The organism is Bradyrhizobium tropiciagri, from assembly GCF_018130505.1.
Lineage (GTDB): Bacteria > Pseudomonadota > Alphaproteobacteria > Rhizobiales > Xanthobacteraceae > Bradyrhizobium > Bradyrhizobium tropiciagri_B.
In genome coordinates this window covers 1-16,129 of record NZ_JAFCKH010000005.1, presented here as the reverse complement: position 1 = coordinate 16,129, position 16,129 = coordinate 1, and the positions used below count along the sequence as shown (strand labels likewise).

Sequence of the window (16,129 nt, the reverse complement as noted above, 5' to 3'; positions counted from 1 at the left end):
GAAGATTGATGGGTATCGCTGCGCTCCACCCATCCTACCGCCGCCGTCACTTCGTAGCCCGGATGCAGCGAAGCGTAATCCGGGGCCAGTTGTGCAACGGGCGAGACCGTCCCGGATTTCGCTTCGCTGCATCCGGGCTACAGGTCTGTCACTGCTTCGGCAGCTTCGCCCTCAATGCATACAGCGCGTCCAGCGCCTCGCGCGGCGACATCTCGTCGGGATGCAGCGCCTTCACCGCTTCCACCAGCAGATCCGCTTCGCTCGGCGGCTTGTCCTCGGTGGCGGCGCGGGAGGGGACGGCGAACAGCGGCAAATCGTCGACCAAGGCGCGCGCGGTCTGGCCGCGGTCCTGTGCCTCGAGTTTCGCCAGCACCGACTTCGCACGCGTGATCACCGCGGGCGGCAGGCCGGCGAGCTTGGCGACCTGGATGCCGTAGGAACGATCGGCGGAGCCCGGCAGCACCTCGTGCAGGAACACGACGTCGCCCTGCCATTCCTTGACCCGCACCGTGGCGTTGAACATCCGCGGCAGCTTTGCGGAGAGCGCGGTCAGTTCATGGTAGTGCGTGGCGAACAGCGTGCGGCAACGGTTGCTCTCGTGCAGATGCTCGATCGCGGCCCAGGCGATCGAGAGGCCGTCGAAGGTCGCGGTGCCGCGGCCGATCTCGTCGAGGATCACCAGCGACCGCTCGCTGGCCTGGTTCAGGATCACTGCGGTCTCGACCATCTCGACCATGAAAGTCGAGCGTCCGCGCGCGAGATCATCGGCGGCGCCGACGCGCGAGAACAGGCGGTCGACGATGCCGAGCCGCGCTCGCGACGCCGGCACGTAGCTTCCAATCTGAGCAAGAAGTGCGATCAGCGCGTTCTGGCGCAGGAAGGTCGATTTACCGGCCATGTTCGGACCGGTGATCAGCCAGAGCTGGCCGGACTTCTGTGCTGGGGCCGGAGAGAGATCGCAGGCATTGGCGATGAACGGCTGACCGTCGCGCTTCAGCGCCTGCTCGACCACCGGATGGCGGCCGCCCTCGATCGCAAAGCCGAGCGAGCCGTCGACCTCGGGCCGCACGTAATTGTCGTCGATCGCAAGTTTTGCCAATGCGGTCGCGACGTCGAGCATCGCGAATGCATGCGCGGCGCCACGCAGATCGTCGCTGGCGGCGAGCGCCATCGCGCTAAGTCGCTCGAAGATCTCGAGTTCGAGATTGAGCGCGCGATCGCCGGCATTGGCGATCTTGGCCTCGGTCTCGCCGAGCTCCGACGTGGTGAAGCGAACCTGCCCGGCCAGCGTCTGGCGATGGATGAAGGTCGCATTCAGCGGCGGCGCGAACAGCTTGTCGCCGTGCTGCGCGGTGACCTCGACGAAATAGCCGAGCACGTTGTTGTGCCGGATCTTCAGCGTCTTGATGCCGGTGTCCTCGGCATAGCGCGCCTGCATCGCGGCGACGACGAGGCGCGAGGCGTCGCGCAGGTTGCGGCTCTCGTCGAGCGCGGCCTCATAGCCCTCGCGGATGAAGCCGCCGTCGCGCTTGATCAGCGGCAATTGCTCGCCCAAAGCGCGGGAGAATTCCTGCGCAAGGTCGCGCGAGGGACGGCGCAGCGCCGCCATCACGGCCGCGACTTCAGCGGGTGGGCTGTCGAGTTGCGCGAGTAGCTCCAGCGCCTGGTCGGCGGCAAGCAGGCCGTCGCGCAGGCTGGCGAGATCGCGCGGACCGCCGCGGCCGACCGACAGCCGCGCCAGCGCGCGCGACATGTCGGGCGCTGCGCGCAGCACGGTGCGCAGATCCTCGCGCGCAGCGCTGTCAGCGACGAAGGCCGAGACGGCATCGAGCCGCCGCGCGATCACGGCCACATCGGTGAGCGGCGCGGCAAGGCGCTGCGCCAGCAGGCGCGAGCCGGCCGCGGTGACGGTGCAGTCGATCGCATCGAGCAGCGAGCCGCGGCGTTCGCCCGCGAGCGTGCGCGTCAGTTCGAGGTTGGCGCGGGTCGCCGGATCGATCGCCATCGTGGTGCCGGCAGCTTCGCGCGCCGGCGGCGACAGCGGCGGACGCTTGCCGACCTGGGTGCGGTCGATATAGGTGACGGCCGCGGCCGCCGCCGTTGCCTCCAGCCGCGACATCGCGGAGAGGCCGTCCATCGTCGCGACCGCGAAATAGTCGCACAGCCGCCGCTCGGCGGTGGCGCCGTCGAACACGTCGCGCGTCAGCGGCGTCACCGACGGCAATTCGCGTAAGGTCGGTGCGAGCTCGCTGTCGCTGTACAGCGCATCGGTGACGATCGCCTCGTTCGGATTGATGCGCGCCAGCGTCGCGGCAAGCTCCGCGGTGGCGCATTCCGTCACCATGAATTCGGAGGTCGAGATGTCGATCCATGCGAGCCCGAGCCGGTCGGCGCCGGCCGAGCCGCGCGCGCGGGCGATCGCGATCAGGTAATTGTTGGTGCGGGCATCGAGCAGCGTGTCTTCGGTCAGCGTGCCCGGCGTCACCAGCCGCACCACACCGCGGCGGACCACGCTCTTGTTGCCGCGCGCCTTGGCCTCGGCGGGATTTTCGGTCTGCTCGCACACCGCGACGCGGTGGCCGGCGCCGATCAGACGGTGAAGATAATCCTCGGAGCGTTCGACCGGCACGCCGCACATCGGGATATCCATGCCCTGATGCTTGCCGCGTTTTGTCAGCACGATGCCGAGCGTCTTGGAGGCGATCTCGGCGTCCTCGAAGAACAGCTCGTAGAAATCGCCCATCCGGTAGAACAGCAACAGGCCCGGATGCGCGGACTTGATCTCCAGATACTGTTCCATCATCGGCGTGACGCGCGACGACACTTCAGCGGGCGCAGGCTCGGGCGGAACGGGGATGGGCTGTTGAACTGTCATGAGGGAGCGGAAACTAGCGAATTTCGCCGTGCGGTCCTATCCGAGAAGACGGGGTTTTCCACCCTCTCCACGGCCGTACAATATGACAGCCCTCACGGGAATGCGCTGATGGCCCGCAGCGGCGTCAATTGACCTGCCGCGGGCACGCTCCTAAAACTGCCCTCAAGTTCCAGCCTATCCAGCGCCTAAACCACGGCATTCAGGGAGAGATTCAATGCGTGATGTCTATATTTGCGATGCCGTCCGGACTCCGATCGGCCGTTTTGGTGGCTCGCTCGCCAAGGTGCGCGCCGACGACCTCGCCGCCGCCCCGATCAAGGCGCTGATGGCCAAGCACCCCGGCCTCGACTGGTCGCAGGTCGACGAGGTCTATTTCGGCTGCGCCAACCAGGCCGGCGAAGACAATCGCAACGTCGCGCGCATGGCGCTGCTGCTCGCCGGCATGCCCGAGTCGGTTCCCGGCCAGACGCTGAACCGTCTCTGCGCCTCCGGCCTCGATGCGGTCGGCGCCGCAGGCCGCGCCATCCGCGCCGGCGAGATCGATTTCGCGATCGCGGGCGGCGTCGAATCGATGACGCGCGCGCCGTTCGTGATGGGCAAGGCGCCGGAAGCCTTCGCGCGCTCGGCTGACATCTTCGACACCACGATCGGCTGGCGCTTCATCAATCCGCTGATGAAGGCGCAGTACGGAGTCGACGCGATGCCGGAGACCGGCGAGAACGTCGCCGAGGAATTCCAGGTCTCGCGCGCCGATCAGGACGCGATGGCGATCCGCTCGCAGCAGCGCGCGGGCGCGGCGATCGCATCGGGTTATTTCGCCGAGGAGATCGTTCCGGTTCAGGTGCCCGGCGGCAAGGCGGGCCCGATCACCGTCGACAAGGACGAGCATCCGCGTCCGGAGACCACGCTGGAAGGATTGGCGAAACTGAAGCCGATCGTACGCAATCCCGGCACGGTGACCGCGGGCAACGCGTCCGGCGTCAATGACGGTGCCGCGGCGATGATCCTCGCTTCCGAAGCCGCGGTGAAGAAGCACGGCCTGACGCCGCGCGCGAAGATTCTCGGCCTCGCCTCGGCCGCGGTGCCGCCGCGCATCATGGGCATCGGTCCGGTGCCGGCGACGAAGAAACTGGTCGAGCGGCTCGGCATCAAGGTGTCGGACTTCGATCTGATCGAGCTTAACGAGGCTTTCGCCTCGCAGGGCATCGCCTGCCTGCGTCAGCTCGGCGTCAAGGAAGACTCCGATTTCGTCAATCCGCATGGCGGCGCGATTGCGCTCGGTCATCCGCTCGGCATGAGCGGCGCGCGGTTGGTGCTGACCGCCGTGCACGGCATGGAGAAGCGAGGCGGGAAGCTTGCCTTGGCAACCATGTGCGTCGGGGTCGGCCAGGGCGTTGCGGTCGCGATCGAAAAGTTGAGCTAAGCCAATGGCTTGGAAGGGCTGAAAACAGCCCTTCCCCGGATTGGTTATGTCCTATAATGGTCAGTGGTCGGCCTACCGGCGTGTGGGTCGCGGAGGAAATTCGCCATGACCCTGCTGTACCCGCTGCAATCGCTCGCGGCGCATCCGGCGCGTTTGTCGCCGAACTACCGCTCAACCCTCAAGCGCTCACCGCAAAAGCCGCTGATCCCGATCCGGCACTCGCTCTCCGAGCTCACCGGCCCGGTCTATGGTCATGAGACCGTGCGCGAGCACGACAACGACCTCACCATCCAGGCCAAGGGCGAGCCGCTCGGCGAGCGCATCATCGTGCACGGCCATGTGCGCGACGAGGACGGCCGCGGCGTGCCGAACACGCTGGTCGAACTGTGGCAAGCCAATGCCTGCGGCCGCTACGTCCACGTCGTCGACCAGCATCCCGCGCCGCTCGATCCGAACTTTACGGGCGCCGGCCGTACGCAATCGGATGCAGCCGGCTACTACAAGTTCATCACCATCAAGCCGGGCGCCTATCCGTGGGGCAATCATCAGAACGCCTGGCGTCCCGCACACATCCACTTCTCGGTGTTCGGGCACTCCTTCATCTCGCGTCTGGTCACGCAGATGTATTTCCCTGGTGACCCGCTGTTCCCGTTCGACCCGATCTTCAACGCGGTGACGGATGAGAAGGCGCGGATGCGGATGGTGTCCTCGTTCGATCTCGAGAACACACAGCCGGAATGGGCGCTGTGCTATCGCTTCGATATCGTGCTGCGCGGCCGCAACGCCACGCCGATGGAGACAAAGTAAGTGTCGAACCAGCGTCCTGATGGGGTCACCCCATCGCAAACCGTCGGTCCTTACTTCAAGTACGGCCTGACGCCGAACGGCGAGTACGAATGGAACGACGCCTTCACCGGCAATTTGCTGACACCTGATGTCTCAGGCGAGCGCATCCGCGTCGAGGGCAAGGTCTATGACGGCGATGGTGCTGTCGTCGTGGACTGCATGCTGGAGATCTGGCAGGCCGATAGCCAAGGCCGCTTCTCCGATCCGCAGGACAAGCGGGCGCTGCCGAACTCGTCCTTCAAGGGTTTTGGCCGCTGCGGCACCGACAGGACCGGCGGCTTCGCCTTCGACACCATCAAGCCGGGCCCGGTGCCCGATCCCGACGGCAAGCCGCAGGCGCCGCACATCCTGCTCGCGGTATTCGCGCGCGGCATGCTCTTGCATCTCTACACGCGGATCTATTTCGACGACGAAGCCGGCAACGCCGGAGATCCGGTGCTGGCGCAAGTGCCGGCCGATCGCCGCGCGACGCTGATCGCGAACAAGGGCGCGGGCAACGTCTACACGCTCGACATCCGCCTGCAGGGCGACGACGAAACCGTGTTCTTCGACGTCTGACGCGTAGCGGTCGGCCGGTCTACTTGCTGAGGAGGGTGGTCAATTCCGCCCCCTCGTCGGCGACGAAGACCGCGATCAGTTCGGCCGGCTCGGTGTTGCTTGCATTGGCAGACACGAGATGCGTCGCGCCGGGCGGCTCGAAGAACGACTGTCCGACCACGAACGTCTCGAGCGGGCCGCCGCTCAGCTGCGAGCGGACCTCACCTTTCGTGATGTAGGCGGTCACCGAGCCGCCGTGCCGGTGCGGCGGCGTGAAGCCACCCGGTCCGTAGCTGACGCGCACCACCGTGACGCGCTTGCCCGGCACATTCGGCAGCGCGTGCGAGGAGATCACCTCGACCTTGTTGAGCGACGTGCCCGATGACGACATTTCCGCGCACAGCGGCGCTGGGAATGCCGCCGTCGCGCTCATCGCCAGGGTGAGGGTTTTTGCGATCCCGACCGCGCAGGCGAAGCCGGTGACGACGGCCAGCGACAACCGGTGCCAGTCCTGCTGGGCGAACGGCGTCAGGGTTCGGATTGCGATCCTCATGGGTTTCTCCTCTCTCAGGTCGTGACGCTTGGCTTGAACACGGACAGCGGCGCGGGATCGCGGCTCGGCGGCGGCGGCACCTTGCCGTCGACATCGGTGAAGCCGTATTCGGCGGCCAGCTCCGAGGCGAGCAGGATCTGGCCGCTCTTGGCCATCACGCCGGGATCGGCGGCGAGCGCGGCGACCGCGCGTCCGGCGAACAGCGGCGTCTCGCCGCGCTCGGCAATCAGCTTGGCGAGCGCCGGCGGCACGCGGTCCGGCTGCGCCGCAAGCTTCTCGCTCTTGATGTAGCCGGGCCAGATCGAGACCGCGGCGATGCCGAACGGCTTCAGCTCATGCGCCATGTCGCGCGCCATCCGGTCGACGCCCGATTTCTGCACGCCGAACGGAACGTTGAACGTGTAGCGGACGCCGCCGCCGGAGGATGTGTTGACGATCAGGCCGCGCCCTTGCGGCAGCATCAGCGGCACGGCGAACTGGCTGGCGACGAAATGCGAGCGCAAGCCGACGCGGTGCATGGTGTCCCACAGCGAAGCCGGCACCTGCCAGAACGGCACGTTGACCGGCATCACGTTCGGCGCCGCGAACACGTTGTTGACGAGCACGTCGAGGCGGCCGTGGTCGCGCCGCACGAGGTCGAACACCTCGCGCACCGACGCATCGTCGGAATGATCGCACAGCAAGCCGATGCCGCGGCCGCCGGCCGCGTCGATCTCGGCGATGGTCTCGTCGAGCGAGCCCGGCCATTCCGATCCACCGCTGTTTCGCGTGCGCGCCGTGACGATCACGGTCGCGCCGGCTTCGGCGAGGCCGATGGCCACGCCCTTGCCGACCCCTCGGCTTCCTCCCGTCACCAATGCGATGCAGTCCCCGAGCCGTCCCTTGGTCATGCGATTCCCCGATATGACTTCTTTGGAAGATATCTTGACAATAATCTTCCTAGGAAGATATTAGGCCGAGAACGCCGGAGGCGTCAACCAGGGAGGTTCGCGATGGTCACGAGGGAAGAGAACGAATTGCTGTGCCGCGTCACGGGTGATGCGCCGATGGGACGGATGCTGCGCCAGCATTACTGGCTGCCGGCAGTGCTCTCGGTGCGCGTGCGCAAGGGCGAGGCGCCGGTGCGGGTCAAGCTGTTCGGCCGCAACTTCGTGGCGTTCCGCGGCAAGGACGGCACCGTGGGCTTCCTCGACGAGGCCTGTCCACACCGCGGCGCCTCGCTGGCGCTGGCGCGCGTCGATGACTGTTCGCTGACCTGCCTGTTCCATGGCTGGAAGATCCGCACCGATGGTGCGGTGCTTGATGTTCCGAACGAGCCGAACAATCCGAAGGAGTTCGCCAAGACGGTGCGGGCGAAAGCCTATCCGACGCGGGAAGGCGCCGGGCTGATCTGGGTCTGGCTCGGCGAGGGCGAAGCGCCGCCCGCGCCCGACTTCGAATGGATGGATCTGCCGCCGGACCAGGTCTACGCCGCCGGCATCGAGCTCAAGGCGAACTGGCTGCAGGGCGTCGAGGCGACCATCGATTCCTCGCATGTCGCGCTGCTGCACCAGAGCTGGACCGCGACCTCGTCGACCGATTTCGGCGCGACGCGGGTCAACACCGAAGTCGGCTATGAATTCGAGAAGAAGCCTTACGGCTTCCGTGCCGCCGCGTTGCGCACCGCGCCGGACGGATCGTGCCTCGCCCGCGTCACCGAGTTCGTGATGCCGTATTACGGCTTGATCGCGCCGATCTTCTCCGGTCCGCAGCAGGATCGCACTGCGATCATCGCGGTGCCGATCGACGACGAGAACCTGATCCAGTGGTACATCTTCTACAATCCCGAGAAGCCGGTGGATTCCTGGCGCAAGGTACAGCGCGCCAATCAATGGCCGATGGCGGGCGGCCTGCCGGGCGATGAGACCAACAATTGGGGGCAGAACCGTCAGATCATGGACGCCGGCAACAGCACCGGTTTCCACGAGATCGTCATCGAGGATTTCGTGGTGATGGTCTCGATGGGCCCGATCGTCGATCGCTCGCAGGAATATCTCTGCTCGGCCGACCAGGCGATCGTCCGGGTGCGCCGCCAGCTGCTCGACGAGGTGCGCGGCTTCATGGCCGGCAAGCCGCCGAAGAGCGGCCAGAGCGAGACGATGTCCTACAAGGACATCCGCGCCGTCGGCGGCCGGCTCGGCTCCGCGGCCGAGGATTGGCGGCAGATTCCGCGCTGACCGGATCGAACGCGAACGGCGCGGACGTCCTGTCCGCGCCGATGTCCCAGCTCTGATCGAGGAGACGTCCCATGACCTGGCACCGCCTGTGCGCCGTCGCGAAACTGTCGGACGAAGAGCCGTTGGGCTTCAAGGTGGGCGACCGGCGCGTCGCGCTCTACAAGGTGGGCGACGACGTCTTCGCAACCGATGACGTCTGCTCGCATGCATTCGCGCTGCTGTCGACCGGGTTTCTCGAAGGCCATGTGATCGAATGTCCGCTGCACGGGGCGATGTTCGATGTTCGCAGCGGCAAATGCCAATCAAGCGCCTACAGGGACATCAAGGCGTTCAAGGTCGAGATCCGCGATGGTGATGTCCATGTCGAGCTCGACGGCGACGCCGCCCTGCAAACTGCCGGTGACGGCGGCGTGGATGTCAAGCCGTGAGCGGCCTTGTCGTCATCGGCGCATCCTATGCCGGCATTCAGGCGGCACTCACCGCGCGTGACGCCGGCTATGCCGAACCGGTGACCGTGGTCACCGACGAGACGTCGCTGCCATACCAAAGGCCGCCGCTCTCAAAGGACTTCCTGCTCGGCGAAATGGGCGCACAAGGCCTCGTCATGCACGACGAGTCCTTGTTCGCAAGCAAGCAGATCGAGCTGCTTGCGGGCCACCGCGTCGTCGCGATTGATCGCCATGCCGGCCGGCTCGCGCTGGCAGACGGCGCCCTACTCGGCTTCGATCGCCTCGTCATCGCCACCGGCTCGCGCGCGCGGACGATCGCGGTTCGCGGCGCAGAACTCGGCGGCGTCTGCTATCTGCGATCGCTCGACGAAGCGGCCGATCTCAAGGCGCGGCTCGGCGAGGCCGGCGAGATCGTGATCATCGGCGGCGGTTTCATAGGGCTCGAAGTTGCTTCCTCGGCAGCCAAACTCGGCAAACGTGTGACGGTGATCGAGGCCGCCTCCCGGCTGCTGGAGCGGGCAGTGTCTCCGGTGGTGTCACGCTTCCTGCTCGACATCCACACCCAAGCGGGCGTCGCGGTGCGGCTCGGTGCATCTGTTTCGGCCATCGTCGGTGATGGCAGTCGCGTGGTGGCGGTCGAACTCGACGGCGGCGTCCGTCTCGGCGCGGACCTTGTCGTCGTCGGCATCGGCGGCATCCCGAACCATGAGCTTGCCGCCGCTGCCGGTCTCGGATGCGCCAATGGCATCGTGGTGGATCAGCACGGCCGAACCGCACGCGAGGGCGTCTACTCCGCCGGCGACTGCACCACACACTTCAGCCGGTTCGCCGGCGGCTGGATCAGGCTGGAGTCGGTTCAGCATGCCCAGGACCAGGGACAGGCCGTCGGGCTTGCGATCGCCGGCCGCCATCAGCCTTACGACAGTGTGCCGCGATTCTGGTCGGATCAGCATGATCTGAAGCTTCAGATCGTCGGACCCGCCGCGCGCAGCGACCGGATCGTGGTCCGTGGCTCGATCGAGGCCGGCAAGTTCTCCGCGTTCAGCTACTGGCGGGGCAGGCTGGTCGGCGTCGACAGCATCAACAATCCGGGAGACCAGCTGGTGGCGCGGCGCCTGATCGCAGCGGGCATTTCGCCGGCACCGGGAGAGGTCGAGGACAGCTCATGCGATCTCAGAGCGCTGCTGAAGGCGGGTGACAAGGCGGTCGCGTAGATTTGCAGGCGCCGCAGCTAATCCGCCGCTGCAAGGCGGCCGGACTTCTTCGCTGCCTTCACGGGTCGCACCGCCAGCAGCTTGCGCAGGCCGCGGTCGAGCATGGCGATCTCCGCCTTGGTCAGCCCGCTTGCTTCGATCGTGCGCTCGACGACCTTTGCCACCTCGGCTATGCCGCGGTCGGCGGCCGCGAGACCCTTGGCGGTGAGGCGGACCAGCTCGGAGCGGCCGTCATCGCTGGCCGAGACGCGCAGCACGAAGCCGCCTTCCTGCAGCCGCGCCACGCGCTTGGTCATCGCGCCCGAGGTGACGAGCAGCGCGCGGAACAGGTCGGTCGGACGCAGCTCGTAGGGTTTGCCCGAGCGCCGCAGCGCCAGCAGCACATACAACTCGCCGGTCTGCAGGCCGACCGCTTTCGAGATCTCCTGCAGGCGCATTTCGTGAAGCTGGTTGACCCGCTCCAGCCGCAGCAATGTGCAGGCGGCTGCAAGGTCGAGGTCGGGACGCTGCGCGAGCCAGGCGGCCTCGATGTCGTCGTAAAGGGTGCTGTCGGGCGGTGGCGGCTGCCTGGTCGCAGGCTCGGCGCGGCGAGACACGCTGCTCTTCTTCATTCCCGTCCAGTCCCCTTGGCCGCCGCCAATTGCGCCGGCATCATGCGTCGCAGCAATCTAGCACCGCCGGATTCAGGTGTCGCCCCGCAAGTTCCTGGTATCGCTCCAGGCCTGTGCATCGCCCGGCACAGCGGCCAATTGCCGCCACGCGCACGGTTGACAAATATCTTCCTAGGAAGAATATTCCACGTAAGAAAGATGGAGGAGGAGCGCATGCGCGGACTTCGCGCGACATTGGTGTTGGCGGCTGCACTGGCGGCCTGCGGTTCGGCCCGGGCGGCCGACGCTGAACTGGTTCTCGGACAGACCATGCCGTATAGCGGGCCGGCGTCGGCGCTGAGCGCGGTCGGCAAGGTGCAGACCCGCTATTTCCAGATGATCAACGATCGCGGCGGCATCAACGGCCGCAAGGTCAAGCTGATCTCGCTCGACGACGGCTACAGCCCGCCGAAGGCCGTGGAGCAGACGCGCAAGCTGATCGAGAGTGACGAGGCGGTCGCGATCTTCGGCAGCATGGGAACCGCGCAGAACGCCGCGGTCCAGAAATATCTCAACGCCAAGAAGATCCCGCAGCTGTTCGTCTTCGCGGCCAGCGACCGCTTCGCCGATCCGAAGACCAGCCCATACACCATCGCGGGCATGACGCTGTTCAGCACCGAGGCTGAAATCTACGCCCGGCTGGTTGCCGAGAATACCCCGGGATCGCGCGTCGCGGTGCTGTACCAGAACGATGATTACGGCCGCGAATATCTCCGCAGCTTCAAGGCCGAGCTGGCGCGGCGCGATCCCAAGGCGGAGATCGTCTCGGCCGCGCCTTACGAGGTGACCTCGCCGACGGTGGATTCGCAGGTCGTCTCGCTGGCCAGCACCAACGCCAACGTCTTTCTCAATGCATCGACCGGCAAGTTCACCTCGCAGGCGATCCGCAAGGTGGGTGAGCTCGGCTGGAAAGCGCAACAGTTCCTGCCGATCGGCAGCAACTTCGTGCCGACGATCCTCAAGCCGGCCGGGCTCGAGAATGCCAGGGGCGCGATCTCGGCGACGCCGACCAAGTCGGTGGGCGATCCGGAATGGGCCAGCGATCCCGCCTATCTGGAATGGCTGGCGTTCATGAAGAAGTACTATCCCGACGGCGACATCGAGGACCAGCTCAACTTCACCGGCTGGAACATCGCGGTGCTGATGACCAAGGTGCTCGAGGCCTGCGGTGATGATCTGTCGCGGCAAAACATCATGAAGCATGCCACCGCGCTGAAGAACCTCGCGCTTCCGGGCCTGATCCCGGGCATCACCGTCAACACCAGCCCGGATGATTATCGCCTGATCACCTCGCTGCGGCCGCAACGGTTCGATGGCGAACGCTGGGTGCCGATGTCCGGCACGATGGCTGCGCGGTGACGCGAATCATCACCGGGCTTCAGGCCTTTCCTGGAGCATGGTTTCCTCGGAAAACCGCTTCGCACTTTTCCGGACCATGCTCTAACGCCCGCGCCTCAGTTGTTCGGTGGCGCGGCGCAGCACCTCGTGCAGCCATTCATGCGACGGCTCGTCCTCGATCCGCTCGTGCCAGAGCATCCGCACCTCCACGGGCGTCGTGGTGTAGGGCAGCTCATAGGTCGTGATCGCATGCGCCTGCTCGAAGGCGCGCGCCAGCGGCCGAGGGACGATTGCCGCCAGCTCGGACTCGAGCAGCAATGCGGGCAGCGCGAGGAAATGCGGCAGCGATACCGCGATCCGCGGCGGATGGTCGCTCTCGGACAGCGCCCGTTCGAGCGCGGGGCGGTCGTACATCTCCGAACGCCGGGCCAGCCCGCGCTCGGAGATGAAGCCGCCGATCGCTCCTTCCTGCTCGCCGCCGAAGGACACCACGACCAGCGGCAGGGTCGCGAGCTTCGCCTTGTCGAGCCGGCCGAGCTTGCGTTTGCCGCCGACGATCAGCACGTCGTCATATTCGAACAGCAGCGCGGTGCGGAAGCGGCTCGGCGGGGTCGAGAACACGCCGATGGCGACGTCGATACGGCCGAGATCGATCTGCTCGGCGAGATCGATCCGCGTCACAGGCTTGATGGTGAGATCGATCGACGGCGCCTCGCGGCCCAGGATCTTCAGCAGCGGCGGCGCCAGCACCATGGTTGTGAAGTCGTTTGCGGCGAGTGTGAACGGCTTGGTGGAGACAGCAGGCGCGAAGGTCGGCAGCTCGACTGCGGCTTCCAGCGCGCGCAGCGCCTGGCGAACCTGCGGCGCCATCGTCAGGGCGCGCGCCGTGGGCTGCATGCCGGTCGCGGTGCGCACGAACAACTCGTCATCAAGCATCTCGCGCAGCCGCGCCAGCGAATGGCTGACGGCGGACTGGCTCAGCGCCACCTTTTGGCTGGCGCGCAGCACACTGCGCTCCTCCATCACGGCGTCGAACACCTTGAGCAGGTTCAGATCCAATGTCTTGAAGGAAACCGACACGATGCAAGTCCCGTCAGTGGCGGATCGCACGCCTCGACCGAGGCTTGCGATCACGAGCAGTTAAAGCCAGGCGGCTGGCGGACGCAACCGACCGGATGGTCCGGACGGCGCCGCCGTATCCCGCCGGCGGCAATCTGAAGCCGCTTCAGGATCACTCTGCAATAGTTTCACTTCCGTATCCCGACTTTCCGGCCATGATTGCCGCAGCCTGGTCGGGAGGAGACAGACCATGAAAGCCTGGGTGAAGTCGGTACAGAGTGGCGTGGGAAGATCGCTCGGACTGGCGATGACGGTCGCGATGGCCGCAACGTCGGCGATGGCGCAGAACGGGCCGGTCCGGCTCGGGGTGCTGACCGACATGTCGTCGCTCTATGCCGACAATGGCGGCCAGGGCTCGGTCGTCGCCGCGCAGATGGCAGTGGACGATTTCAAGGGCAAGGTGCTCGGGCGCAACATCGAGATCGTAGCGGGCGATCATCAGAACAAGGCCGACATCGGCTCGGTGATCGCGCGGCGCTGGCTGGAGAACGAGAACGTCGAGGCGATCCTCGACGTGCCGAACTCGGCCGTCGCGCTGGCCGTACAGGGCATCGCGCGGGACAAGAAGAAGCTCTTCCTCGCCACCGGCGCGGCGACCTCGCGGCTGACCGGAGACGAGTGCTCGCCGACCGGCATCCACTGGACCTACGACACCTACGCGCTGGCGCAGGGGACCACCAAGGCGATCTCGCGGCTCGGCGCCAAGTCGTGGTTCTTCCTGTCGGCGGATTATTCGCTCGGGCTGCAGCTCGAGGCCGACAGCCGCAAGGTGATCGACGCCACCGGCGGCAAGGTGGTCGGTGCGGTGAAGCACCCGATCAACACACCCGATTTCTCGTCCTTCCTGCTGCAGGCGCAAGCCTCCAAGGCGGACGTGATCGCGCTCGCCGATGCCGGCGGCGACTTCATCAACGCGGTCAAGCAGGCAGGCGAGTTCGGCGTGACGCGCGGGCAGAAGCTTGCCGGCCTGATCGTCTTCATTGCCGACATCCACAGCCTCGGTCTGCAGAGTGCGCAGGGCCTGATGCTGAGCTCCGCCTTCTACTGGGACCTCAACGATGAGACGCGCGCCTGGTCGAAGCGTTTCATCGAGAAGACCAAGAAGGTGCCCACCATGATCCATGCCGGCACCTATGGCGCGGTGATGCACTATCTCAAGGCGGTCGAAGCCGCGGGCACGCTCGATGGGCCCACCGTCGCCGCCAAGATGCGCGAATTGCCGGTGAACGATTTCATGACCCGCGACGGCAAGATCCGTCAGGACGGCCGGCTGGTGCGCGACATGTATCTGTTCCGCGTCAAGTCGCCGGCCGAGTCCAAATACCAGTTCGACTATTACGAGCTGCTCGCGACGATCCCTGGCGACGAAGCCTTCAAGCCGATGGAGGATGGCGGATGTCCGTTCTTGAAGAAGTCATGAGCGACCGCGGCGCAGCGCACGACGTGACGCGCAATCCGATCGACGAGGTGATGGCCCGCCGCCTCTCCTGCCGCGAATTCACCGGTACGCCGGTTTCGCGTACGACCGTCGAGCAAATCCTGCGCGTGGCGCGGTTCGCGCCGAGCGGCGCCAACATCCAGCCCTGGCACGTCTACGTGCTCGCCGGTGCAGCCAAGACAGAAGTGTCGGCGGCTATTCTGCGGGCGTTCGAGAGCGAGCCGAACGAGCACGTCTCCGAATATCAGTACTACGCCAGCGAATTCCCCGAACCGTATCTCGGCCGCCGCCAGGAGTTCGGACGACTGTACTACAACTCGCTCGGCATCGCGCAAAGTGACACCGCGGCGCGGAGCAGGCAGACCGCGAAGAATTTCACGTTCTTCGGCGCATCGGTCGGTTTGATCGTCACCATCGATCGTCGCCTCGCGGTGGGCAGCTGGCTCGATCTCGGCATGTTCATCCAGAACGTGATGCTGGCGGCGGTGGGACGCGGGCTGCAATCCTGTCCGCAGGAAACCTTCGCCAAGTATCACCGGATACTGCGTCCGCTGCTGTCGATCCCCGCGGAGCAGATGGTGGCCTGCGGGATTTCGCTGGGCCATCCGAGGGAGCAGCCGAAAGCGCGGCTGATGCCGCGCGCGGATCTGGAGGCGTTCGCCTCCTTCAAGGGTTTCGAAGACTAGGCGCGCCGCCGGGTGCACAAGGACAAGGAGAAAGCCATGGGAAGCCGGGAACAACTGATCGAACGCAGCATTCCGTTTCTGCGCGAGGTCAAGGACATGACGCCGGGCGCGGCGATGGAGCGTTGGCTCAACCAGACCTACGGCGAAGACAGCGCGCTCTATCAGGATCTCGCCCGCCTCATCAAAGCCGGGGTCGAGGAGGGCTGGGCGGCGAACCAGGAAGTCGAGGGCCCGAACTATCGGCGCAGCCGTATCCTGGAGCCGGTCGCCGAAACGTTCCAGTTCAGCATCACCGCCGTATACATGAACAGCACTGATCCGCGCCGCTTCAAGGACGAGGACGATCACGACGTGCTGCGCGGGCAGTATCACGGCCATCCCTATGGCGAGCTCAACCTCGTCGTGCCGCTCGACAAGGGCGCCGAGCTGAAGGGACTGCAGGGCTGGCAGGGTCCGGGCTGGACCGCGCCGGATCCCGGCAGCCGGCACTATCCCGAGGTGCGCGGCGGCGCGGTGATCGCGCTGTTCTATCTGCCGGCGGGGCGCATCTCCTACGATTTCAAGGCGCCGGCCTGAGGTTCTTCGGATGTCGCAGGCGCGCGCGAGAGTAATAAGCGTTTCGGGAGAAGGCATATGACGTTGATCTATCCGCTCGCTTCGAACGCGGTTCATCCCGCGCGCCTGTCTCCCGCGTACCGGAGCGCGCTGAAGCGCTCACCGCAAAAGCCGCTGATCCCGATCCGGCACTCGCTCTCCGAGCTCACCGGCCCGGTCTATGGTCATGA

General features: G+C 66.0%; 15 protein-coding genes and 1 pseudogene. 11 read left to right on the top strand and 5 right to left on the bottom strand.

What is annotated here, in order from left to right:
• Window positions 1-148: 148 nt before the first annotated feature.
• Window positions 149-2,875, bottom strand: coding sequence for a DNA mismatch repair protein MutS (gene mutS, locus JQ633_RS13740; RefSeq protein WP_211985580.1), 2,727 nt, complete (start codon window positions 2,873-2,875; stop codon window positions 149-151).
• A gap of 214 nt (window positions 2,876-3,089) precedes the next feature.
• Between mutS and pcaF the strand changes: the two genes are divergently transcribed.
• The 3 genes from pcaF (at window position 3,090) to pcaG (ending at window position 5,702) form a co-directional block, all read left to right on the top strand.
• Window positions 3,090-4,298, top strand: coding sequence for a 3-oxoadipyl-CoA thiolase (pcaF, locus tag JQ633_RS13735; RefSeq protein ID WP_211985579.1), 1,209 nt, complete (start codon window positions 3,090-3,092; stop codon window positions 4,296-4,298).
• Window positions 4,299-4,403: 105 nt separating this feature from the next.
• A complete protein-coding gene (gene pcaH, locus JQ633_RS13730; protein WP_211985578.1) occupies window positions 4,404-5,105 on the top strand; it encodes a protocatechuate 3,4-dioxygenase subunit beta in 702 nt (233 codons plus the stop codon).
• Entirely contained in the window at window positions 5,106-5,702 is a 597-nt protein-coding gene (gene pcaG, locus JQ633_RS13725; protein ID WP_211985577.1) for a protocatechuate 3,4-dioxygenase subunit alpha, read from the top strand.
• A 19-nt stretch (window positions 5,703-5,721) separates the two neighbouring features.
• Here pcaG and JQ633_RS13720 read toward each other — a convergent pair whose 3' ends face one another.
• Both JQ633_RS13720 and JQ633_RS13715 read right to left on the bottom strand, forming a co-directional pair.
• The gene (locus tag JQ633_RS13720) at window positions 5,722-6,234 is read right to left on the bottom strand and encodes a cupin domain-containing protein (protein ID WP_211985576.1); all 513 of its coding nucleotides are present in this window, start codon (window positions 6,232-6,234) and stop codon (window positions 5,722-5,724) included.
• A gap of 14 nt (window positions 6,235-6,248) precedes the next feature.
• The gene (locus tag JQ633_RS13715; protein ID WP_211985575.1) at window positions 6,249-7,124 is read right to left on the bottom strand and encodes an SDR family NAD(P)-dependent oxidoreductase; all 876 of its coding nucleotides are present in this window, start codon (window positions 7,122-7,124) and stop codon (window positions 6,249-6,251) included.
• A 102-nt stretch (window positions 7,125-7,226) separates the two neighbouring features.
• On the opposite strand from JQ633_RS13715, the gene JQ633_RS13710 reads away from it, so the two are divergent.
• The 3 genes from JQ633_RS13710 (at window position 7,227) to JQ633_RS35200 (ending at window position 10,113) form a co-directional block, all read left to right on the top strand.
• Window positions 7,227-8,450, top strand: coding sequence for a Rieske 2Fe-2S domain-containing protein (locus JQ633_RS13710; protein ID WP_211985574.1), 1,224 nt, complete (start codon window positions 7,227-7,229; stop codon window positions 8,448-8,450).
• A gap of 71 nt (window positions 8,451-8,521) precedes the next feature.
• Window positions 8,522-8,878, top strand: coding sequence for a non-heme iron oxygenase ferredoxin subunit (locus JQ633_RS13705; RefSeq protein ID WP_211985573.1), 357 nt, complete (start codon window positions 8,522-8,524; stop codon window positions 8,876-8,878).
• Window positions 8,875-10,113 carry an NAD(P)/FAD-dependent oxidoreductase gene (locus JQ633_RS35200; protein WP_211985572.1) on the top strand — a complete coding sequence of 413 codons (1,239 nt, stop codon included), beginning with the start codon at window positions 8,875-8,877 and terminating at the stop codon, window positions 10,111-10,113. Before JQ633_RS13705 ends, JQ633_RS35200 begins: the two co-directional genes overlap by 4 nt.
• Window positions 10,114-10,130: 17 nt before the next feature.
• On the opposite strand, the gene JQ633_RS13695 is transcribed toward JQ633_RS35200, so the two are convergent.
• A complete protein-coding gene (locus JQ633_RS13695) occupies window positions 10,131-10,724 on the bottom strand; it encodes a MarR family winged helix-turn-helix transcriptional regulator (RefSeq protein WP_211985571.1) in 594 nt (197 codons plus the stop codon).
• A 213-nt stretch (window positions 10,725-10,937) separates the two neighbouring features.
• On the opposite strand from JQ633_RS13695, the gene JQ633_RS13690 reads away from it, so the two are divergent.
• Window positions 10,938-12,122 (top strand): ABC transporter substrate-binding protein, encoded by a 1,185-nt coding sequence (locus JQ633_RS13690; RefSeq protein ID WP_211985570.1) that lies wholly within the window; start codon window positions 10,938-10,940, stop codon window positions 12,120-12,122.
• A gap of 81 nt (window positions 12,123-12,203) precedes the next feature.
• Here JQ633_RS13690 and JQ633_RS13685 read toward each other — a convergent pair whose 3' ends face one another.
• Window positions 12,204-13,181 carry a LysR family transcriptional regulator gene (locus tag JQ633_RS13685; protein ID WP_211985569.1) on the bottom strand — a complete coding sequence of 326 codons (978 nt, stop codon included), beginning with the start codon at window positions 13,179-13,181 and terminating at the stop codon, window positions 12,204-12,206.
• A gap of 229 nt (window positions 13,182-13,410) precedes the next feature.
• Here JQ633_RS13685 and JQ633_RS13680 point away from each other — a divergent pair, with 229 nt between their 5' ends.
• The 4 genes and pseudogenes from JQ633_RS13680 to JQ633_RS13665 form a co-directional block, all read left to right on the top strand.
• On the top strand, window positions 13,411-14,640 hold the full coding sequence (locus JQ633_RS13680) for an ABC transporter substrate-binding protein (protein ID WP_211985568.1): 1,230 nt from the start codon (window positions 13,411-13,413) through the stop codon (window positions 14,638-14,640).
• Window positions 14,616-15,344 (top strand): nitroreductase, encoded by a 729-nt coding sequence (locus JQ633_RS13675; RefSeq protein ID WP_211985567.1) that lies wholly within the window; start codon window positions 14,616-14,618, stop codon window positions 15,342-15,344. The genes JQ633_RS13680 and JQ633_RS13675 overlap by 25 nt, the downstream gene beginning before the upstream one ends.
• Window positions 15,345-15,380: 36 nt before the next feature.
• Window positions 15,381-15,920 (top strand): DUF4863 family protein, encoded by a 540-nt coding sequence (locus JQ633_RS13670; RefSeq protein ID WP_211985566.1) that lies wholly within the window; start codon window positions 15,381-15,383, stop codon window positions 15,918-15,920.
• 57 nt (window positions 15,921-15,977) lie between these two features.
• A pseudogene (locus tag JQ633_RS13665) lies at window positions 15,978-16,129 on the top strand (protocatechuate 3,4-dioxygenase subunit beta); the annotation flags it as partial.